Consider the following 20,251-nt stretch of genomic DNA (forward strand, 5'->3'; position numbering starts at 1 on the left):
AACAGTCTCACTTTTTAAATACTGTTTTAAGGCTCAAATTTATTTGAGCCTTTTTATTTTCTTTTACAAAATAATAATTACCAAAACCATGCAGCCAAATTTAAAGCAACTTCATCAAAGCGCAATACACTCCCTAAACCAAGGTAAAATAGAGCAAGCACACAAAGCCCTAGTGGAGTTAGTGACACTCAAACCAGACTTTGCTGATGGGTATTTTTTGTTAGCTATGGTTAATTTAACTGTTGGGCAAATACACAAAGCAATAAAGCTCATCGAAAAAGCCCTTACCCTTGGCCAAAGTATTGAATACACCGCGCAACTTGCTAAATGTTACGCACTTACTGGCGAATTACAAAAAGCAAAAAATACCGCACTATCGGTGCCATTAAAGCAAATAACTAAAGCCCTTGATGCCGACACACTTGGCGTTGCACTTACTCAAGCAGGTATTCACGAGCAAGCACTTAACTACTTTGAGCGCGCTATTACACTGGCTACAGCGGCTAACAAAGCTCAACCACCGTTTTATTATAACTACGGTGTAAGCGCTAAGTTTTTAGGGCTATTTGATAAAGCCCAACTCGCTTTTGAAAATGCCATAGCGCTTAACCCGCTGCACCACCAAAGTCATTTTGCATTAAGTGATTTAACTAAAGTAAGTACACAAAACAATCATATTGAGCGCTTAAAAAATGTATTTGAGCAAGTAACACACCCCGATGCAAAACTGCATATTGGCCATGCACTCGCAAAAGAGTATCAAGATATTGGTGAATATTCAGAGGCTTTTAACGCGTTAGAGCAAGGTAAAATAGTAAAACGTGCTGTGCAGCCGTTTGATCATAAAAGCTCAACTGAGTTATTTGAACACATTAAACACTTAAGTGAGCAGCACACACAAGCGCTGACACAAGGTAACCCAACGGCCGAACCTATTTTTGTATTAGGCATGCCCCGCTCTGGCACCACATTGGTTGAGCGTATTTTATCGAGCCACAGCGACGTGCAATCAGCCGGTGAATTACAAGACTTTGGCCTAAGTGTTAAAAAGCTGAGCCAAACACAAACACCCCATGTGCTCGACACTCAAACGCTCAGTAAAGCCTACGAGCTTGATTTTAATCAGCTTGGGTCAACCTATTTAAACGCAACACGCGTAATAACAGGCAGCCATAAACACTTTATTGATAAGCTCCCGTTTAACTTTTTTTATATCGATTTAATAACCAAAGCACTGCCAAACGCCAAAATAATTTGTATGCTGCGCGATCCAATGGACACCTGTATTGGCAACTATCGCCAATTATTTACCATTAATAACCCCTACTACGCGTACTCGCTCGACTTACTCGACACAGCAAAATTTTACAGCCGTTTTTACAAACTAATGCAGCACTTTAGTACCCTGCACAGCAATATAAAATTAGTAAAATACGAAGAATTAGTCGCACAGCCCGAGCAACAAATTAAAGAGTTAGTCAGCTTTTGTAACTTAGAATGGCAAGCACAATGTATAGACTTTCACTTAAACACCGCTCCGGTATCTACGGCCAGTAAAGTGCAAGTACGCCAACCATTAAATAGCAAAGCAATTGGCCGTTGGAAGGCATTTAAGCCCCATACTGATAAAGCAGTGGAGTACTTTTTAAAGCAAGGTATTAGTATTGAATAAACGTTTTATTTTACCGGTGGGAAAATCCAAATAGGCGGCTTTGTGCCAATGTAGGTCGGATAAGCGAAGCGCCATCCGACACAGTAAAATACCTTGCCAATTATTATCAACATTTTATGTTGTGGAGTGGCGGAGAATGCCAACAGCAGATATTACCTTTCAAAGCCTTTGAGTGGGACTGCTAAGCCACCATTGCAGTCATTGAGGTTTAAGTTAAAGAGCCAATAAAACTAACACTTCACTTTGTCATCCATTGCTCTACTATGTATAACCAAAATCAGGATGAAATAAGGCCATACATTTCTGTTATTATGAAAAATCTATTATCTATTCGTTCTTATAGCACAAAACCAACCCGTCACTCACATCACTTTAATCAATTGGTTTTACCTTTACGTGGTGTCATAAATATATGCGTTGGTGATTTCAATGGTAAAGTTGCGCCAAGTGAATGTGTTGTAGTTAAAGCCAATGAAGAGCACTTGTTCACTGCAGATACTGAAGCTAGATTTGTAGTTGTGGACATGAAAAACCTACCCCTAAATATTTCATCTTCACACTGTATTGTTTTTGCAATTAACTCATCCCTTAAAAGTTACTTAACCTTTATCGAAAACCAATTAGAAAATAAAGTTAATGCTCAATTAGAACAGGCGATGTTTGAAATGTTCAATTTACTGCTTGCAGAGCAACCTTTATTGCCAAAAGTAGATAACCGTATTGGTACAGCAATATCCTTCATAGAGCAAAATATTGCAGAGCAACTTCACATTAAACGCCTGGCTGAATCTGCTTTTCTAAGCGAAACGCAGTTTAAGAAACTATTTAAGCAACAAACAAATATGACTGTGATGAAATACGTAACCAAACTTCGTATGGAAAAAGCGCAAGCTTTACTAACACACACAGATTATCCACTATCAATCATTGGTGAAAAAGTAGGCTGCAAAGAGCCGTCAGCCTTTAGCCGAAAGTTTTCACAATACTTTGGCCTACCACCTAATAAATTCAAAAAGTAAACTTAGTCTTTATTGTCAACGATAGCGTCTTAATTGTTAAAAACTCCTTTCATCATTAGCATACAATTTCTGTATTGAAATAATAAAAAAACAGGTATCACTATGCAAAGTCATCACGGAAGTTTTAAAGGTGTAATTGCTATCATTATTGCTAGTTTTTTGTGGGGAACAACAGGCACCGCAGCAAGCTATTCCCCTGATGTGAGTCCGTTTGCAATTGGTGCATTCTCTATGGGAATAGGGGGAGTGCTACTTGTTATTACAGCACGAAAAACGTTATTTATAGATTATAAGCTCATGATTTCACAGCCTAAGGTATTACTTTTAGGTGCCGCTTCTGTCGCTATTTATCCATTAGCATTTTATACTTCAATGCGTTTATCAGGTGTTGCAATTGGCACTGTAGTTTCAATTGCTACGGCACCTTTTTTTGCTGCAATCCTTGAAAGCCTAATTAGTAAAAAAAATATATCACTGGAATGGGTACTGAGTTTTGTTATTGGAGCTATAGGTATTACTTTATTAACGTTAGGTAGAGATCAGAGTAATGATCCTTCATACAGTATTAATCAACAGAGCCTGGGTATTCTTTTGGGGTGTATTGCTGGATTAACCTATGCAGGTTATTCATGGGCAGCAAGGAGTTTAATTGAAAGTGGAGTTCATTCGAAATCGTCAATGTCAGGACTGTTCGGTTGTGCTGCTTTATTGTTACTCCCTTCATTATGGTTTACAGGTGATAACTTATTTTCAAGCGCAACCAATGCATTGGTATCTTTGTATATGGCAGTAATTCCAATGTTTTTAGGATACTTACTATTTGGTTTTGGCTTGAATTATATAAATGCAAGTAAAGCGACATTACTTACCTTAATAGAACCATTAGTTGCAACTGTTTTAGCCGTTTTCGTTATTGGTGAAAGGTTTAAGATAATTGGTTGGATAGGTGTGGCTTTGGTATCACTATGCCTATTAATGCAAACCATCAAACCTCAAAAGCAATTAAGATTACCTATTAAATCTATGTAGCTTAAGAGCATTAACAATACTTTTAAAAGCCTGCCATAGGGTATGATTCATTTGTATAAAGTAAAAAACATGAACGCTCGTAACGAACGTTCATAAAATGTAATAACCAAGGAGACGAGTATTGACTTCATACATCATAATTTCTCACAGTCTGCCTCACGCTCACAGCCGAACTTCGCTAAAGTGCCATTTATAGTATTTGAATTTAGGTCTAGATTGATGATCGTAAATGCCAGCATAGCGGTTGTTCAAGTATTTATATTTAGATGACTTATTTGTATCCCCCTAATCTCTGCCATATTAGAAAGTTACTGGTTAAGATTAGGTTTTTGTATCGCTGATAAAGATGCATATCATGTTCATCACTCTTCTTTATCCAGCAACTCCATTAATCCAACCAGTGCAGCGAAAAGTACAGGCCAAATTATCCAAGTTACGCCCCAATCCATAGTCCATAAGCTCCAACCAAGAAAGATAGCGATTAGCAAAGGCCAGTAGAATGCAGCGAGTTTTTCAGCACGTTTTACACGTCTACTCTTTACGGTATCTAGAGGCTCGGCGAAATTAGACAGCCACTTTAATTATACATACCAAACTGTGTCATAAAATTTATCTTTTAGGTTAAAAATTTACCTTTCCTACCAACGGTGAAACTAGACAGCCACTTTAATTATAATTAATCCAACCAGTGCAGCAAAAAGTACAGCCCCTACAGGCCAAATTATCCAAGTTACGCCCCAATCCATAGTCTATAAGCTCCAACCAACGGCGAAGCTAGACAGCCACTTTAATTATACATACCAAACTGTGTCATAAAATTTATCTTTTAGGTTAAAAATTTACCTTTCCTACTGGATTACTTCCATTTCACCTATTAAATAAGTCATTAACTCTATTAAACCTAAATCACACGCATAAAAATGGCTGCATGGTGCAGTTGTGATTTATTACTGAATAGTTTTACTGAGTAGCTTAAGTTTTATGCAAGTAGCTTTTCGCAGTTACTGATATTCGCCCGTCGCTTTCTGTTTAAATTTTACAGTAACTTGCTTGTGAACTTGGCCTGCCTACTGCACCATGAAATACACGCGTAAATTGTGTGGTGAGTTTTAACCAGTTTTCGGGGGGATATATTCACTCTTTCGAGTAAGGGTAGGTGCGAACTTTCAATATAACCTCGTTTGTCTTCTCGTATACAATGTCCAGTTAACTCAACAAGTTCAAGGTACGATTTAAACTGAAACGGCAGCCCTTTTGGCATAATTTGACATGGCATGCCTGCAAAGCGCAGTAGTTGTTTTGGTTGCTTGCCAACCTTTACATACGTTAAACGCTGTTTGATGCTGGTATGGTATGACTCCTCTGGGGTGTTAGCCATTTTGGCTCTAATTGGGTTTAAATCGACATACGCCATACAAGCAGCAAGTGCCGCTTCATCCAGAAGTGCTTGGGACGTAAAACGTCCCTCCCAAAACCTACCTGTGCAATTATCTTCTTTGTTCGCTCTGCGGGCAATATCTTCATTTAGTAATCGCATAAACCAGCTAATACTGGATAGGCGCTCGCGGTATTGGTTTACTGTTTGATTGAAAAAGATAAGTTCGGCTTTACTTAGCTTTTCACCTTGTACATATTTTTGCGTAAGTACAGTGCCTTTACAGAGCTTATGCCAGCGAATGATAATCGCTTTATCGTTTAATCGATTCGCTTTTTTATCATCAACATACAGTACTAAGTGGGTGTGATTACTCATAACAGCGTAAGCACATACATCAATACAAAATACCTTCGCTAATTCAAGCAGCTTATCTTCAACCCAGCCTCTGCGGTGCTCGTAAGACTTGCCTGTAAAGTGGTCTTCACCACACAAAAGCACGACGCACGCAACGAGAAATACAGTGGTAGTATTTTGTATCAACCAAACTTATTAGGCCCTTTCTTGCGATAGCCATAAGACACTCTGCTTGTTTTGTGAACTAAATAAAGCCCAGTACTTCTTTTCATAAAGTGCAAAATTTAGAGTGGGTGTCTTTTCTATTGTCTATCCGACACAGTAAAATACCTAGTCAATTATTATCAACATTATATGTTGTCAAGTGATTGGAGGGTGGCCATAAGCGGACTTTACCTATAGTATTTTCTTATGTGCTTAAAGCTTGAGCTCTAAACCATAGCCAACAAATTACAGAACTGTTTTAATTTTATATCCTTTTATTGGCATTACATTCTTACTCCAGAAATCTTATGCAGCTCAATTGTTTTATAACACTGCAGATATATCGCTATTTCTCGAAGTGATTTACTTGCTGCCAACCCTCGTGAAATGCTTTCTCGTTGTGCAAGAGTTAGTGTTACTTGTGAGCATTTCGGCTCAAGCGGCCATACGCCGCCTGTTTTATGGATAATACCTAATATAGATGAATAGTATCGTCCAAATAATCTTCCTATATCATCCGCACTATCACCATGCTAATTTCGACCCCAAATTAACCTTTTTTGTTCTGCATTATTATAAATACGCTTTCTCTGTTTCATGTAAACGCTTCTTTAACTAATAATAAGGATAGCGTTGCATTCTTCAGTTGAACTCTCAGCCTCAAGCAGAAGTAATGTAACTTGATTGTTCAAAAGTAGCACCCGATCGACAAGTTAACACCAAAAACTTAAAAGATTGTTTTATGTTTTGAATAGTAAGATAAAATTTACACCTTAAAAGTACAAAACATTTATAGTAAACGTTTAATAAAGCTTAATTGGATCGCTTTATTTCGGCATGACCAAGCCATAAACTTATCGCTACCAATAAAACTATAATAGCTAAGTATAGTAGTTCAACCATAGATTTAGGTTTAATTTCAACAAGGTAAGCAAATACCTTGATCACTAATAGCATGATAACAACTTTACCTAGCTTAGCTTTTAGCTGATCTATCGTTTTTATCTCATAAGCTTTTGATGTATGCTGCCGTGAATTTTCTATTGGACTGATAAACAGTTCGTATAAACCAAAAGCAAAGATAAATAATATAGCTGACAGCAGAAACGTATCTAAAATTTCAACTACAAAAAGAATAATATTGTCGCGGGTTACATTGCTTGAGTGAGTAATTAAATAATCAAATAAAGCTGAAATTAGATGAATAACTTCATATAAGCCCAAACAAATCAAAGCGACACCAGTCACCATACATGAGATAACACCAAAAACGAGTACAATTCGGCTGTTCCAAAGCATTGACTCAAACAGTTTTTCCATACTTCCCTCTTATAATTAAGCGCGCCATTCACTAATTTTTTTAATGAATGGTTTAAAATGGTTATTTTTTTCAGTGAACATACTTATATATTCAGGTAAAACAATGCCGCCAGCCATATGCCTATGTCCGCCACCAAAACCTCTATTGGTATTATTTAAGGTTTCTCTTGCTAACTGCCCAACATCAACATATTGGCACTCAGAACGAAACGATAGTTGCAAACCATTATTTTGTTTAACAGCTATAATAACAACATCAAATTCGTTAACGGATAAAAGAAAATCTCCCAGCATACCTAGCATATTCTTAGGACATGGTTCAGGTAGTATCACAGAGGCAACACCATTATTAACAGACAAATTTCTAAACGCGTGCTCAAAATTCCTTAGTTCCTCTTGCATCAAGGTATTTCTCAACACACGATTAACAAAGGATAAATCTGAGCGGGCATTTAAGTAAACAAAAGCCTTAATATCAGCTTTACAGAAGCCCCTTGTCATATTCGCGGTATCAACATTTAATCCTACTAATAACGCGCTCGCCACCTGTACTGACATTTCTATACCAAGTAACTTATAATATTCCCAGATAATGGTCGCAGTGGCTCCATAATCACTACGAATATCTTTAAACCAAAATGATTTAGTAGGTTTAATAGTGTGATGATCTATTACTGCTATCTCATCGCCCGGCACGTCTGTTACATTTTTCTCACCGATGCAACCATCAACATTAATGATTTTATCTGACGGATTTAACTTTACTTGTGAGCAATGATAAATTGGAATTTCTAACCATTGGATCAGGTTGGAAAGTGAAATTCTGTCAATTTCTCCGTTGTAAACAATCAGAGTGCTGATCCCATAGTGAGATAGCAGCACTGATAATGCATACGCAGAAGAAATAGCATCATGATCAGGAAAATCATGCGCCTGAATTATCACCCGCTGAAGCGGGGGTAATCGTTTAATAAAGGCTAAAACCTCTTCTTTGCTTTTCATAACAATAAGGTATCTACTACAGTCATAATTGTTATTCTTGTAAAGATTCTATTGTGGACTTTATTGTGTTGTCTAATGAACAAAGCATGTTTGTACACTCACCTGAAAGCATTACGATCATTCCGCGCTTAATACGTGATTGGTGCTCTTCTTCAACTGCTATAAATGACTTACGATTAAAGATATTATCTTTATCTACAAGTTCGCCATCAGCAATTTTAACTAACTCTCCATCCATTTCTATATAAATAGCAACCGCTTGTTCTGCTTTAGCACCGTGTATACGACCTAAGTTAGTTTCAAAATATATTTTACCTTCAGCTTGCTTAGCACCAGTAACTATTCCTTGTGAACCTACATATTTGCTTAAAGTTACATAATCGTCATCACCTTTTTCAAGTAACTCACCAATAGCCCCTTTAATGGCGCTATTTATCATGCCACTATCATTACAATTTCGACTAGAAGGATTCTCTTGTGAACCAGTCTCAAGGCCAGATAAGTTCACAGATAAAATTTGCTGCATTGAAGGTAATGAACGAATCTGGATGTTACCTTTTGCTCGGCCAGTGTAATCACATTCATCAGGATGACTTGTGCTCTCACCTTTTTTATTTTTAGTTGTGTAAGACTTTTCATATTCACTACTCCAAGAGTAACTTGTAATCGTTGGGATAACTAAGAACTTAGCTTCTACCGGACCTTCATAAACATCATAGTCTTCAGCTAAGTTTTCTTTTAGTTGAATTTCTTCCATAAAACGCTGTGCCATTTGGCGATCAATAACTTCTGAGCCACTATCAACAACGAATTCTCGAATGTTGTCAGCAAATAAAGCTTGCACATATTCTGGCAAACCTGCTTTAGTGCCTTGAGCAACAAGCAATTTACTGCTTCGAATACTGCTTATATCATCAGGCGTACCCGGTAAAGAATCAATATTAACATCTGGAAATGTTGGTAATGCAGTTGGTGGCTGAGTAGAAACACACGCTGTGATGGTTAAAGTGGCTACCATGCTAACTAAAAGACTCTTCTTGTTCATTTGTTAATTCCCTTTTATCAATTATTTAATTTTATTTTCTTCAATAAGCTTTTTTCAGCTCTTGCTAAAGACTGAGATTTTGACTCAAACGAAGAGCCTTTCACTTTGAATGATTCTTGGTATTTCAAAGTGTCAGTTTCATCAAATACTAAAATTTCAGTATTTAAAATTGTAAGATGGTTTTTATAGGCTAGTGTTTGATTTTTCTTAATATTGAATTGCACAACACCAGTATTTTCACCACTACCAACAATGTAAAAGCCACTATTTTTTAAAAACTTTATTGCTGAACTTTTAAACTCAGAACTAACCAATTCTGAAAAAACTAAAGTGTATCTATTACGCTTTTTACATTTTTTAAACGTACGTTCGAAAGTATTAATGGTTTGATAAAACTCATTTTCTGAACCATCGCTAATACCAGAGCCAACATAAGCAGGGATAAGCTCATTCAACTTTTCTTTGTTGATCTGTTCATCAGAAAGCGCATAGAAACATGAAGGCGTATATTTACCTTTAAATTCTTCTAAAGCGAAAAGTAGATCAACATTTAAATTTACCAATTGATGCTTAATAGAGCGTTGTACTAGCTTACGTTCAGTTCGCACTAGAACATACCAATTACCTAGTTTTTCTTCACTCGCCACTACTTCAACATTCGGCAGCTCAATACCACGACTAACCGCCTCGGTTTTTTGAGTAGCACGTGTTTGCGTTTGGTTGTTTTCTTTCGTTTGGGTGATTTGAGATTTAGCCGTTATGCGGGTTGATAGTTTCATGACAATATCAGCCATCGCTGATTTTTGGGCTTGGCCGTAGGTTACATCAGTACCTAATCCATAAATGAATTGCTTGTTATCCACAGGCACATCTAATGCAAAACTGTTCCAAGTGATTAAGCAAATAAAAGTAGTAATTATATAACGTAAAAACATAGCCTTTCCTTATATATGCTCTGCAAAATAGTTTTTACTATTTACAACTTTGATCAGGTAACGCTGAGTTTCGGTATGGGTTTTAGTTTTAATTACTTTGAACACTTGCTCTGGTGTCATTTTATTAATTTTATTAATCGCTTTCATGCGGCCTCTTTCACCATTATTGAAAGCTCTCGCTAAATTGCCTATACCTGTGTTGTAAGCTGCAATTGCGCAATACATACGGCTTGTTGGGTTTTCAACTTCTTTCAAGTAGCGGGTCAGTAAGATGTTGAAATAAGCACTGCCGTATTCAATATTTTTTGTACCATTAAGTAAAAGCTCTGGCGTCGGGTTTTTGTTGATGGAAAATATTTTCTTATTTACATCAGCACCGGCAGTCGATGGCACTATTTGCATTAAACCGTAAGCAGGAATGTGTGATTTAGCCATAGGGTTAAAATGGCTTTCGGTTTCCATAATCGCAAGTAAAACCTCTTGATCAACCTTCCACTGATCAGCTTGCATAGCCACTTGGGATAAATACTTTTCAGCTTTATTAAAGCGATCGCGTTTTAGCTGGATTTTATAAGACTTTATATTTTTCTTCGTTAGAATATCTTGCCTTTGATTTAATTCATTTAGCTGACTGTTTAACTCCGCAACTTTACGCTGAGCACGTTTTTTTTGTTTCGGGGGAAGCTCTTCACGCTCAACAAACTGTTCAACTTGAGTAATTTGTTGCGAAAGCCTTTTTTCTGTTCTGGCAACAACTATCGCTTGTTGTTTTTCTGCCGGAACTTCTTCAACCATAGTTAAGGCGGCTTTTAGCTCTTTTCCGTTCTTAACTCCAAGATGCTTCAACAAGGTATCTTGTTTTGAAGATACTTTTTTCGCTGGTTTTTTAAGTTTAGGGGTTAAAGCAGTTTGAGGATTATTCGCAGGCGTAAAAGCAAATTCAACATTTTGTTTAGCAGCCGCTTTAGGGGATACATTGAGCGCTTCCATAATAGCATCACGTATCATTACCTCTTCTTCTTCTGCCGTAATTTGACCTTGTTGATCATCACGTTGAATATTGACTTCGATAGTGTCGTTTTCAAAATTAGCAATGACTTTAACGCTTTTATCATCAGAGTAAACAACATATTCAGTGTCTGAGCTTAGCTCTGCGACACCCCACTTTTCAATCAGCTCTTTTTTATAAGCTTCATAACGTTGGGTGTAGTCATCTGTATATTCTTTGTGCTTGCTCTGGTATTTCTTTTTGAAATCGGCAAAATCATTTTGCACCTCATAAGCAGCTGAACTTGCTGATGACGCACAGATAACAAGTGCTAATGACAACATTCGCTTTAAAGCCATGATAAAAAACATCCTTATTTTTTGTAATACAACGAATACTCAAAGTCTGTTAATACTGAATCTGCCACTATCGACAAACTCACCTCACCAACACCGTAAAAGTTGTTTCTCACCTGCTTAGTAAGTCGCTTAACGTCTGCCAATAAACTTGGGGCTTCATCATTCATATTAAGCTTTTCATATAAGCCTTTGAACTCGGCTTTTGAAGCATTAATATTTTGCTCATAACCAATAGCACCAAAATATTGATTGACAAACAGTTTTTCTTTACCCAATTCTTCTTTCACGAGTAAGAACTCAACATTGTTAAAATCTAATGTAAAGTCTTGAAATTCAGTATAATTATCAGCAATCGATAAGGTATTTTCTTTTTCTCGCTTATCAAGTAACCCATAAGGAACAAAGTCGTCAACTAAACCAGTAATGGTATAAGCGTTTACTCTGTCACCTTCTAAAATTAAAGTTAGAATAAACTTTTTTTCAAGGTAATACGCAAAGTTTAAATTTTCATGATATTTACTTTTTTTAATTAACTTTGGCTGACCGAAATGTGTTGAGATATATTTTAAGTTGCTGCCGACATTTACATGGTTTAGCGATTCATATTCATACTTATGGGTGAATTTTGACAGCGTTAACTGCCAAGCTTCAATCGCAATATCTTTAGTATCACCCCATTGCCCTATTGCCATTAAACCTAAGGCAATAGCGACAAAATATTCATAGAGAGATTTATTTTTTACGCCTTGTTGCTGTTCAGCATCACTGTTTTTCATTTCTGTTGTCATTATATTTGTCCTAACAACTATTGTGCGTTTTCAGCTTTAGTGAAATTTAAATACAGTAAAGTTTCATTTTCTGGGCTTAACTTAACCGGTGCCTTCTTCATAACTTGTTTAAATAGTGATTGTGCACCTTCTTCAGTTACTGTCACTAAAGCGCATAAGTTTTTCTGATCAGCCATTTGTGCATAATCAACTTTAATAACTTTTGATGAACGTAATGCTTGCTCGGTAAACTGAGTCGTCGTGCTTAAGAATTTTGATTTTGATACGGTTTCATCTGGGTTAGTAATTTTCTCAGAATACTGCTCTTGTAATGAAGCAATACGAGTATCAAGTTGTTTTGCAAGTTCAGCACGTGCTTGCGTCGTTGCTTCTGTTTTGTCCATCGCAAAGCTATTTGATGCGACAACGCACGATGAAGCAATTAAGCCACTCTCAGCTGAAGGGTTCAACACCCACGAAGGTATTTTCATCCCCATCTCTGAAGCGTTATTTTTAGGTGTAGAGTTACAACCTGAAATTAGTACTGAACATACGGTAATTGATAAAATTATCGCTTTAACTTTAAACATTTTTAGTCCCTTAAATTGCGAGATATCCAATAGAACAACATGCACCAACAAAAAGTTAACAAATGTATCTCTATATAATAACGGCATTAAACTACAGTACCTACGATAAGGTCAACACTTTCTCTTACAAAAATTCTTAAAGTACATGCATTTAAGAACCTCTACGAAGCACCAAAGTGTTATCGATGGTCCACCCACCCCCTAAAGTAAGGTCCGTGACTGTTTATCACATTTACCTCAATCAGATTTTGGAAAGCTAAACCTCATGATTAAAAAAGAACTTGGTTTAACTAAGTACATTTAAGGCTTGAACGCTATTTGAGTGACCTTGATTCATTTAGGCAATTAAAACCATCAATGTCACTTACCGAAAATTGTTTAACTGTTGAATGTAAGGCTTGAATTGATTAATGCATTTGATTGCTGAAATCAGGCTTGAGTTTGTAGGCTAGTACGGATTTTCCTGACATTATAACCCCTGAGCGTCTTTCAATGGCTGTGAGCTCAAAGCCGACTACTAGCAATTTGCAGATACCGCATACTTTAAAAACCTTTGCTATAGCACACTATTTTTTATCATTATGACCGGGAGTTATTCTGTTTTTAAAACCATACCTTTCGATTGGGCAAATATCACTAGCGCAAATACTATTTCGGTTATCCCGCCAATAAAGGCGCCGATTACAAAATTGGCATTTAATACAATACACAACATGCCAAAAAACATAAGCGAAGCACCTAAAATCCAGTACACTTTCATGCCATATAAAGTGTTGAAAACTAAATAGCGAACACCAATTATCATCAGCATTATTGAATAAAACCATTCAGCTTGAAGTTTTGCTACGTAAAACGCTAAAAACAAACCAACAAATAAAATAATAGTGCTTTCTAAGGCCAATTTACCTAATGGGTTTTTAGGGTCATGATTGCCAGAGCGTTTAAGAGCTTTTGAAAGTAGCATGGCTAAAGGATGTATAAACATACCACCAAAAAACAAAGTAAGCATACTCGATTGATTTGAATGCAGTAATGCGACAAAGCCAGCTATACACCAAACCAAGCCAGACACTAATACACCGGTTCCACCACCGAAGTATGCGAGGTTCATATTTTGTTGCGCATCTTCAAACTTCATAAAAACCCTTAATTTTAGAAATATCCCTAATTTAATATTATCGCATCGTTATTAGTTACAAATCGTTACTCGAATACACACTTAAAATAGGGAATTTATAATCGGCAAACGATACAGTTACCGATTGTGTTTCGTTGCCTTTGAAACCGAGTTTAAATTCCATTGGCATGAATCGGCTGCCGTCAGCAAAAAGTGCAAGTAAGTGCTCCTCGCCTAATTCTCGATTGCCCAACGATAAGTTAGTTAGCGTTATAACAGCCCAGCGTTCGCCCTCTTCATTGATCATTAATACATAATTAACGATTTTAAAATCCCCTTTTTTAGGGGTTATGTTGCTATCGTTTGCAAACGATAAGTGCATGCTATTTGGTACTGCAAGGTCAACATTTAGCGCTTTAATAGAGTCAGCTTGGGTTGCCCACGAAAGCACCAATAAAATGATCACTAAGGCTTTATTCACTGTTAGTTCCTTTTTATCACCAAGTAGAATACCTAGTAAATTACATAACAATAACTGTTTAAATTATATTCGCATCCCATACCTATTATGTAAACAAACAATCATCGCAATTTTACCCAGCGCTTTGGCTGCGCCGCTGCAGACTAAGCGCTCATTCAGTTTGCTTGCGCTACTTTAGGGTAATAACGAGTGATAAGAGTAAATAATTAAAGCTAACTTAAAGTAAAAAGCGCGATTAAACAGGAGTATAAACGTATGGCAAGCACACATAAAAACTCAACAATGGATTTATCTGATCCCAGTAATAGCATTCAAGTAAGAGGGGCACGCGTTCACAACTTAAAAAATGTAGACGTTGATTTACCTCGTAACGCATTGGTTGTTTTTACAGGAATATCGGGCTCTGGAAAGTCGTCGCTTGCGTTTGGAACGCTGTTTGCTGAGTCGCAGCACCGTTATCTTGATTCAGTATCGCCTTACGCCCGAAGGTTGATAGATCAAGTTGATGAGCCCGATGTTGATTCTATTGAAGGGCTACCGCCTGCCGTTGCTTTGCAGCAGCAACGCGGCGCACCGTCGGTTCGCTCATCCGTTGGCAGCATAACAACTATTTCTAACGCGCTACGTATGCTTTACTCACGCGCAGGTGAATACCCAAAAGACCAAGGTATACTTTATGCTGATGCGTTTTCGCCGAATACGCCACAAGGTGCGTGCCCAGAATGCTCAGGAATAGGCCGAGTGTTTGAAGTAACCGAAAAGCTACTTGTGCCAGACGATACAAAAACTATTCGCCAGCGCGCCATTGAAGCGTGGCCACCAGCATGGCAAGGTAAAAACCTAAGCCGTATTCTTACTTCCCTTGGTTATGACATAGACACACCTTGGAACAAACTTTCTAAAAAAGCACGGGATTGGATTTTATTTACCGACGAAACACCTACTGTGCCGGTATACCCAGATTACACCTATGAGCAAACACAGAATGCGATAAAAAATAACGAAGATCCAAGCTACATGGGAACTTTTTCAAGCGCTAAACGCTTTGTTTTACAGTCTTTTGCTACTACCCAAAGCCCGCGTACTAAAAAGCGCGTATCGCAGTTTATGCAAATATCGCAGTGCCCTACTTGCCAAGGTAAAAAATTAAAACAAGCATCGTTAAGTGTTAAATTTGCAGGGCTCGATATTGGCGAGCTATCTCAACTTACATTAAACGAACTTGCTAAAAAGCTAAGTAACGCCGCCAGCACCAAAGTAAATAAGAATACAAAAAATCCAGAGCAAGCCATTGTTACGCAGCGCATTGCCAGTGACATTCTCACTCGTATTGAAGCACTAACCATGCTTGGTTTAGGGTACTTGTCGCTTGAGCGTACAACGCCAACGCTCTCACCCGGAGAACTACAACGATTGCGACTTGCCACACAAATTCGCTCTAAATTATTTGGGGTGGTTTACGTGCTAGATGAACCTTCAGCGGGTTTACACCCTGCCGACACACAAGCACTTTTAAAAGCGCTCGACGAGTTAATAGCGGCTGGCAATTCTGTATTTGTTGTTGAGCACGATGTTAGCGTTGTTAAACATGCCGATTGGATTGTTGATGTAGGCCCTGATGCAGGTGTGCATGGTGGCGACATTATTTACAGCGGCCCTGTTGAAGGGTTAAGCAAAGTAAAAAATTCGCACACTGCCCGCCACCTTTTTGCTAAAAATGTCAGTCAAGAGTCTACTCAAAACAGCGCGCAAAAAAAGGAGCAAAGGCAGCCAAAAGCGTGGTTAAAATTAGCTGATATTGAGCGTAACAATCTTAAAAAACTCAATGCAGAATTTCCATTGGGTGTTATGACAACAGTTACTGGGGTTTCGGGCTCTGGTAAATCAAGCCTAGTAAGCCAAGCACTAGTAGAGCTTGTTTACGAAGCACTTGGGCAAAAAATAATAACGGAAGCGCCAACCGACGAAGCCGACTTACTCGAACAGGAGCTGCAAACACACACCAGCGGAAAAATCATTGAAGGTATAAATAATATAAGCCGCCTAATTACCGTAAATCAAAAAGCGATTGGCCGTACCCCTCGTTCAAACTTAGCTACCTACACGGGTTTGTTTGATCACGTGCGTAAGCTATTTGCTTCAACCCAAAAAGCAAAAGAGCGCCGTTACGATGCCGGTCGTTTTTCGTTTAATGTAGCTAAAGGCCGTTGTAAAAACTGTGAAGGCGTTGGCTTTGTAAGTATAGAACTGCTGTTTTTACCAAGCGTTTACTCACCTTGCCAAGTGTGTCATGGCAAACGTTATAACGAGCAAACACTTGAGGTTACATATCGTGATAAAAACATAAGCGATATCCTTAATTTAACGGTTGAAGCGGCGCATACCTTTTTTGAAAACGAACCTGCAATACTGCGAGCACTCGATGCACTTATGCAAGTAGGTCTTGGGTATTTACGTTTAGGGCAACCTGCAACTGAGCTTTCTGGCGGTGAAGCGCAACGTATTAAATTAGCCACCGAGCTGCAACGTGCGCAGCGCGGCAACACGCTTTATGTTCTTGATGAACCAACCACAGGGCTGCATCCATCGGATGTATCAATGTTAATGTCACAGTTAAATAAATTAGTTGATGCTGGCAATACCGTTATTATGGTTGAACACGATATGCAAGTAGCCCGTAATAGTGACTGGGTAATTGATGTAGGCCCTGGTGCTGGTGAAGAAGGCGGCTTAATTGTAGCGCAAGGTTCACCCGAAAAAGTGGCAAGCGTAAAGGCGAGTAAAACCGCACCATTTTTACTTAAATAGTTAATAGATGACGCTTTTAGTTGTATAAAAGCGTCATCTATATATGGTAGTTAACGCTGAAAATAACAGCTTGAGATAGATTAATTATCCAAAGTTCAGGTTTACTAATACATCCCGTTTTTATCTTGGTAACCAATCTGAAATAGCTTTACCTATTTCGTGCGGTGAATCCTCTTGAATATAGTGAATACCGCTTACGGTTACCTCAGTTAGGTTTGGCCATGTGCGCACAAAATCTCTTGCGTAACCAACTAAAAATGCACCCGGTTCAGCATTAATAAATAGCTTTGGAATATCGTGAGAGTTAGCTAAATAGCTCGCATAGCTTTTAACTAAAGCCACGGTATCGGCAGGCTCTCCAGCAATGGGCAGTTGGCGAGGCCCTGCTAAAATTGCACGGCGATCTTCTCCTGCATTTATAAAGGGTCTACGATACTCATCATGCTCTGCTTGCGTTAATTTGCGTGCAATGGTCGCTGGTAATATTGTTTCAATAAAAAAGTTGTCATCAAGCACCATTTTTTCACCCTCAGCTGAGCGCATAGTGCCAATAGGGCCGTGCAAATCTTTAGGAAAATCGTCCCATGTTGGAAAGTCAGTAACAATTGCTTCCATAAACGCAATTGCTTTTACAGCATCACGATGTGTATTAGCCCAGTTAAAACCAACGCCTGAACCCCAATCGTGCAGCACCAAGGTAACGTTATTATTTACACCCAACGCTTCTAAAAGTGCAAATGTGTATTTGCTGTTTTCAGCAAGTGAGTAGCTGCCTTCATGGGTGTTATCTAACTTTTGTGAATCTCCTAATCCAATCATATCGATAACAATTAAACGCCCTTTTCCTTGCAAATAGGGCATAACGTTTCGCCAAAGGAAGCTAGATGTAGGGTTACCATGTAAAAATACAATAGGATCACCTTCGCCTTCATCTATATAAGCCATTTTTTTATCTAATACAGTTTTAAACTTTTTTGCATAACGTAATGTTTCTGAATCATTCTTCATTTAATTATATCGCTTTATTTAACTGATGAGCTGGCGGTAAATCCTCGCTCATCTAATTTGTGTAATATTCGAAGTAGATTAACTAATTTCGAGTTAATATACATGACTGAGTCACACAATAAATGAAAGCGCTTAATTTGTCACTATATTTATATGATCGAATCACATATAATTAAATTTATGAAAAATGAAAAATATATATCAAATTTAATCGGCACGTTTGCTACTTCTGTTTCTAATGACATTGAAAAACAGATTGCCGTATTAGGCGGGCGAAGCCTAAGCCACGAAGCGGCACTGGTCACTATTTACAATCATCCTAATGAAACCATTGATGTACTAAGCAAGGTTTTAGGCTTAACGCATTCTGGTGCAGTTAGATTAATAAATACACTTGAAAAAGAAGAACTTGTAGAAAGGCGAAAGTCAGTAAAAGATGCCCGCTCTGTTGTTTTATGCGTAACGGATAAAGGCAGCCAAAGAGTTGAACTAGTACTAGGCAGCAGAGAAACAGCCACCTCTAAAATACTAAACAACTTTAATGATGAACAAAAACAAAGCTTTTTAAGTTTGATAGAAATAGCACTTGGCAGCCTAACAACCGAGCAGGTAGAAGCACGTAAAATATGCAAATTATGTAACGAAGGTGTATGCCGTAAACAAGGCTGCCCGGTAGAAAACTCAATTAAGTAACTAATTACTTCATGCATCTGCCACTATAAACGTATTAAATTATTTGCTTTAATACGTTAGCGCTCAAAGTGTTAGCTTTTTAAAAAGCGTTCTATTTTAGGTTTTACCGTAACCGACATTATCAGCATTATAGTTAAACCTATTGGTAATGCGGCTAATAACCCTTCAGCCCATCCGGTTACAAATACACGCATATCTGCATAGCCAATATTATTAGTAGCGGTAACAAACGCCATCACCGACTCCATGATCAGCGCCATAAAAACACTAATAACTAAATTACGTTTTAGCTCGCTACTACTAGGCAATAACTTATTAACTAGCTTGTGCATTAAGGTCATCATTACAAAACCAATAGGCGCCATAACCAATACTGCACTTATAAATGAGGTAAACCAATCTATATAAAAATGCTCTGTAACACCCACATTCACATGAGTCATAATGCCAGTTAGAGTACCGCCAATTAAGGTAATAATACTTACCATAACCAGTATTTTATAAATTACAGGTGTTTTTTAGGCTCAACCATTACTGGGTTTGCTGATACGGGTGTACTCATTTTTGGGCATGCCTTAAGCGTTAAATGGATGACAAAATCAACCACAGCAAATTAATTGACAATATCAACCACTTTTTGAGCTAACCAAAAATAAGCCAAATTCCAACTAACCCCATTAAGCTACCCGCAATACGGTTCATCCATTTTATATTATCACCACGGCTTAAAAATAAACGTAAGCTTTTACCGCCTGTTGCGTAAGCTAACATACTTAAAAACTCGGTGGTCATTATAACACCAAGCAATACTAAAAGCTGAGGGGCTACAGCATGCTCAACACTTATAAAGGGTGGCAGTAGTGAAATCATAAACGCCCACCCTTTAGGGTTAGCAATTGCGGTTACAAAACCTTGCGTAAATAACGACTTCCGACTTACGTCACTTGGTTTTGAGGTATCAACCGACATTTTGCCTTTGGCTCGCCACATGTTAACGCCAATATAAATTAAGTATGCACCGCCTACCCACTTTAAAATGGCAAACGCATCTGGGTAATTTAGCATTACGCTTGCAACGCCTAATACCGCAGCTATAGCAACGGTTGCTACACCTAACAGCTCGCCTATCATCATCCATAATGTGCGGCGCACGCCAATGCTCATACCGAGTGTCATGGCAAGGGTCATACACATACCTGGGGTGATAGACACAAAAAAGAACGTAGGAATAAAAACTGCAAGTGCTGCTACATCAATCATTAATTTACTCTCATATTAAAAGCAAAAACGCGGCTATAAGTAGCCGCGCTGTTGCTTACTCATGTTTAAGTTATTATTGCCCAGTACTTACCACGGGTTCAGTAATAACCTCTACTGGCTCTGCTGTACCATTTAACAAATACTTATCTAACCACTGTTCTTGTTCCCACAATACATGTAATAAGCTTTTACGCGCACGGTAACCATGTGCTTCATAAGGGA

17 protein-coding genes and 1 pseudogene are annotated in these 20,251 nt (G+C 38.0%); 5 read left to right on the forward strand and 13 right to left on the reverse strand.

What is annotated here, in order from left to right; translation table 11 throughout:
* The first annotated feature begins 88 nt into the window (after window positions 1-88).
* From GQR53_RS00705 to GQR53_RS00715, 3 genes are all read left to right on the forward strand, one after another.
* On the forward strand, window positions 89-1,672 hold the full coding sequence (locus tag GQR53_RS00705) for a sulfotransferase (protein WP_165742580.1): 1,584 nt from the start codon (window positions 89-91) through the stop codon (window positions 1,670-1,672).
* Between the two features lie 311 nt (window positions 1,673-1,983).
* Entirely contained in the window at window positions 1,984-2,691 is a 708-nt protein-coding gene (locus GQR53_RS00710) for an AraC family transcriptional regulator (RefSeq protein WP_165742581.1), read from the forward strand.
* A 102-nt stretch (window positions 2,692-2,793) separates the two neighbouring features.
* Window positions 2,794-3,720, forward strand: coding sequence for an EamA family transporter (locus tag GQR53_RS00715; protein ID WP_165742582.1), 927 nt, complete (start codon window positions 2,794-2,796; stop codon window positions 3,718-3,720).
* A 979-nt stretch (window positions 3,721-4,699) separates the two neighbouring features.
* Here the strand turns inward: GQR53_RS00715 and GQR53_RS00720 are convergent.
* From GQR53_RS00720 to GQR53_RS00765, 10 genes and pseudogenes are all read right to left on the reverse strand, one after another.
* A pseudogene (locus tag GQR53_RS00720) lies at window positions 4,700-5,672 on the reverse strand (transposase).
* A 797-nt stretch (window positions 5,673-6,469) separates the two neighbouring features.
* Entirely contained in the window at window positions 6,470-6,976 is a 507-nt protein-coding gene (locus tag GQR53_RS00725) for a YqhA family protein (RefSeq protein ID WP_165742583.1), read from the reverse strand.
* 15 nt (window positions 6,977-6,991) lie between these two features.
* Complete coding sequence (locus tag GQR53_RS00730) at window positions 6,992-7,978, reverse strand: DHH family phosphoesterase (protein ID WP_165742584.1); 987 nt, start codon at window positions 7,976-7,978, stop codon at window positions 6,992-6,994.
* 31 nt (window positions 7,979-8,009) lie between these two features.
* On the reverse strand, window positions 8,010-9,023 hold the full coding sequence (locus GQR53_RS00735) for a hypothetical protein (RefSeq protein ID WP_165742585.1): 1,014 nt from the start codon (window positions 9,021-9,023) through the stop codon (window positions 8,010-8,012).
* 17 nt (window positions 9,024-9,040) lie between these two features.
* Entirely contained in the window at window positions 9,041-9,958 is a 918-nt protein-coding gene (locus GQR53_RS00740) for an LPP20 family lipoprotein (protein ID WP_165742586.1), read from the reverse strand.
* Window positions 9,959-9,967: 9 nt separating this feature from the next.
* A complete protein-coding gene (locus GQR53_RS00745; RefSeq protein WP_165742587.1) occupies window positions 9,968-11,305 on the reverse strand; it encodes a transglycosylase SLT domain-containing protein in 1,338 nt (445 codons plus the stop codon).
* 14 nt (window positions 11,306-11,319) lie between these two features.
* Window positions 11,320-12,093, reverse strand: coding sequence for an ETEC_3214 domain-containing protein (locus GQR53_RS00750; RefSeq protein ID WP_165742588.1), 774 nt, complete (start codon window positions 12,091-12,093; stop codon window positions 11,320-11,322).
* A gap of 17 nt (window positions 12,094-12,110) precedes the next feature.
* The gene (locus GQR53_RS00755; protein WP_165742589.1) at window positions 12,111-12,662 is read right to left on the reverse strand and encodes an LPP20 family lipoprotein; all 552 of its coding nucleotides are present in this window, start codon (window positions 12,660-12,662) and stop codon (window positions 12,111-12,113) included.
* A 592-nt stretch (window positions 12,663-13,254) separates the two neighbouring features.
* A complete protein-coding gene (locus tag GQR53_RS00760) occupies window positions 13,255-13,800 on the reverse strand; it encodes a hypothetical protein (protein WP_165742590.1) in 546 nt (181 codons plus the stop codon).
* Between the two features lie 55 nt (window positions 13,801-13,855).
* Complete coding sequence (locus tag GQR53_RS00765; RefSeq protein WP_165742591.1) at window positions 13,856-14,260, reverse strand: hypothetical protein; 405 nt, start codon at window positions 14,258-14,260, stop codon at window positions 13,856-13,858.
* 255 nt (window positions 14,261-14,515) lie between these two features.
* On the opposite strand from GQR53_RS00765, the gene uvrA reads away from it, so the two are divergent.
* The gene (gene uvrA, locus GQR53_RS00770) at window positions 14,516-17,068 is read left to right on the forward strand and encodes an excinuclease ABC subunit UvrA (RefSeq protein ID WP_165742592.1); all 2,553 of its coding nucleotides are present in this window, start codon (window positions 14,516-14,518) and stop codon (window positions 17,066-17,068) included.
* Window positions 17,069-17,188: 120 nt separating this feature from the next.
* Here uvrA and GQR53_RS00775 read toward each other — a convergent pair whose 3' ends face one another.
* Window positions 17,189-18,076, reverse strand: a complete 888-nt coding sequence (locus GQR53_RS00775) for a haloalkane dehalogenase (protein WP_165742593.1) — start codon at window positions 18,074-18,076, stop codon at window positions 17,189-17,191.
* 180 nt (window positions 18,077-18,256) lie between these two features.
* On the opposite strand from GQR53_RS00775, the gene GQR53_RS00780 reads away from it, so the two are divergent.
* Entirely contained in the window at window positions 18,257-18,769 is a 513-nt protein-coding gene (locus GQR53_RS00780; RefSeq protein ID WP_165742594.1) for a MarR family transcriptional regulator, read from the forward strand.
* A 71-nt stretch (window positions 18,770-18,840) separates the two neighbouring features.
* Here GQR53_RS00780 and GQR53_RS00785 read toward each other — a convergent pair whose 3' ends face one another.
* Window positions 18,841-19,257 carry a DUF2798 domain-containing protein gene (locus tag GQR53_RS00785; RefSeq protein WP_231619873.1) on the reverse strand — a complete coding sequence of 139 codons (417 nt, stop codon included), beginning with the start codon at window positions 19,255-19,257 and terminating at the stop codon, window positions 18,841-18,843.
* Between the two features lie 154 nt (window positions 19,258-19,411).
* The gene (locus tag GQR53_RS00790; RefSeq protein WP_165742595.1) at window positions 19,412-20,029 is read right to left on the reverse strand and encodes a LysE family translocator; all 618 of its coding nucleotides are present in this window, start codon (window positions 20,027-20,029) and stop codon (window positions 19,412-19,414) included.
* Window positions 20,030-20,251: the final 222 nt, after the last annotated feature.

Origin of the sequence: Pseudoalteromonas sp. Z9A6 (genome assembly GCF_011378805.1) — a bacterium.
Classification (GTDB): Bacteria; Pseudomonadota; Gammaproteobacteria; order Enterobacterales; family Alteromonadaceae; genus Pseudoalteromonas; species Pseudoalteromonas distincta.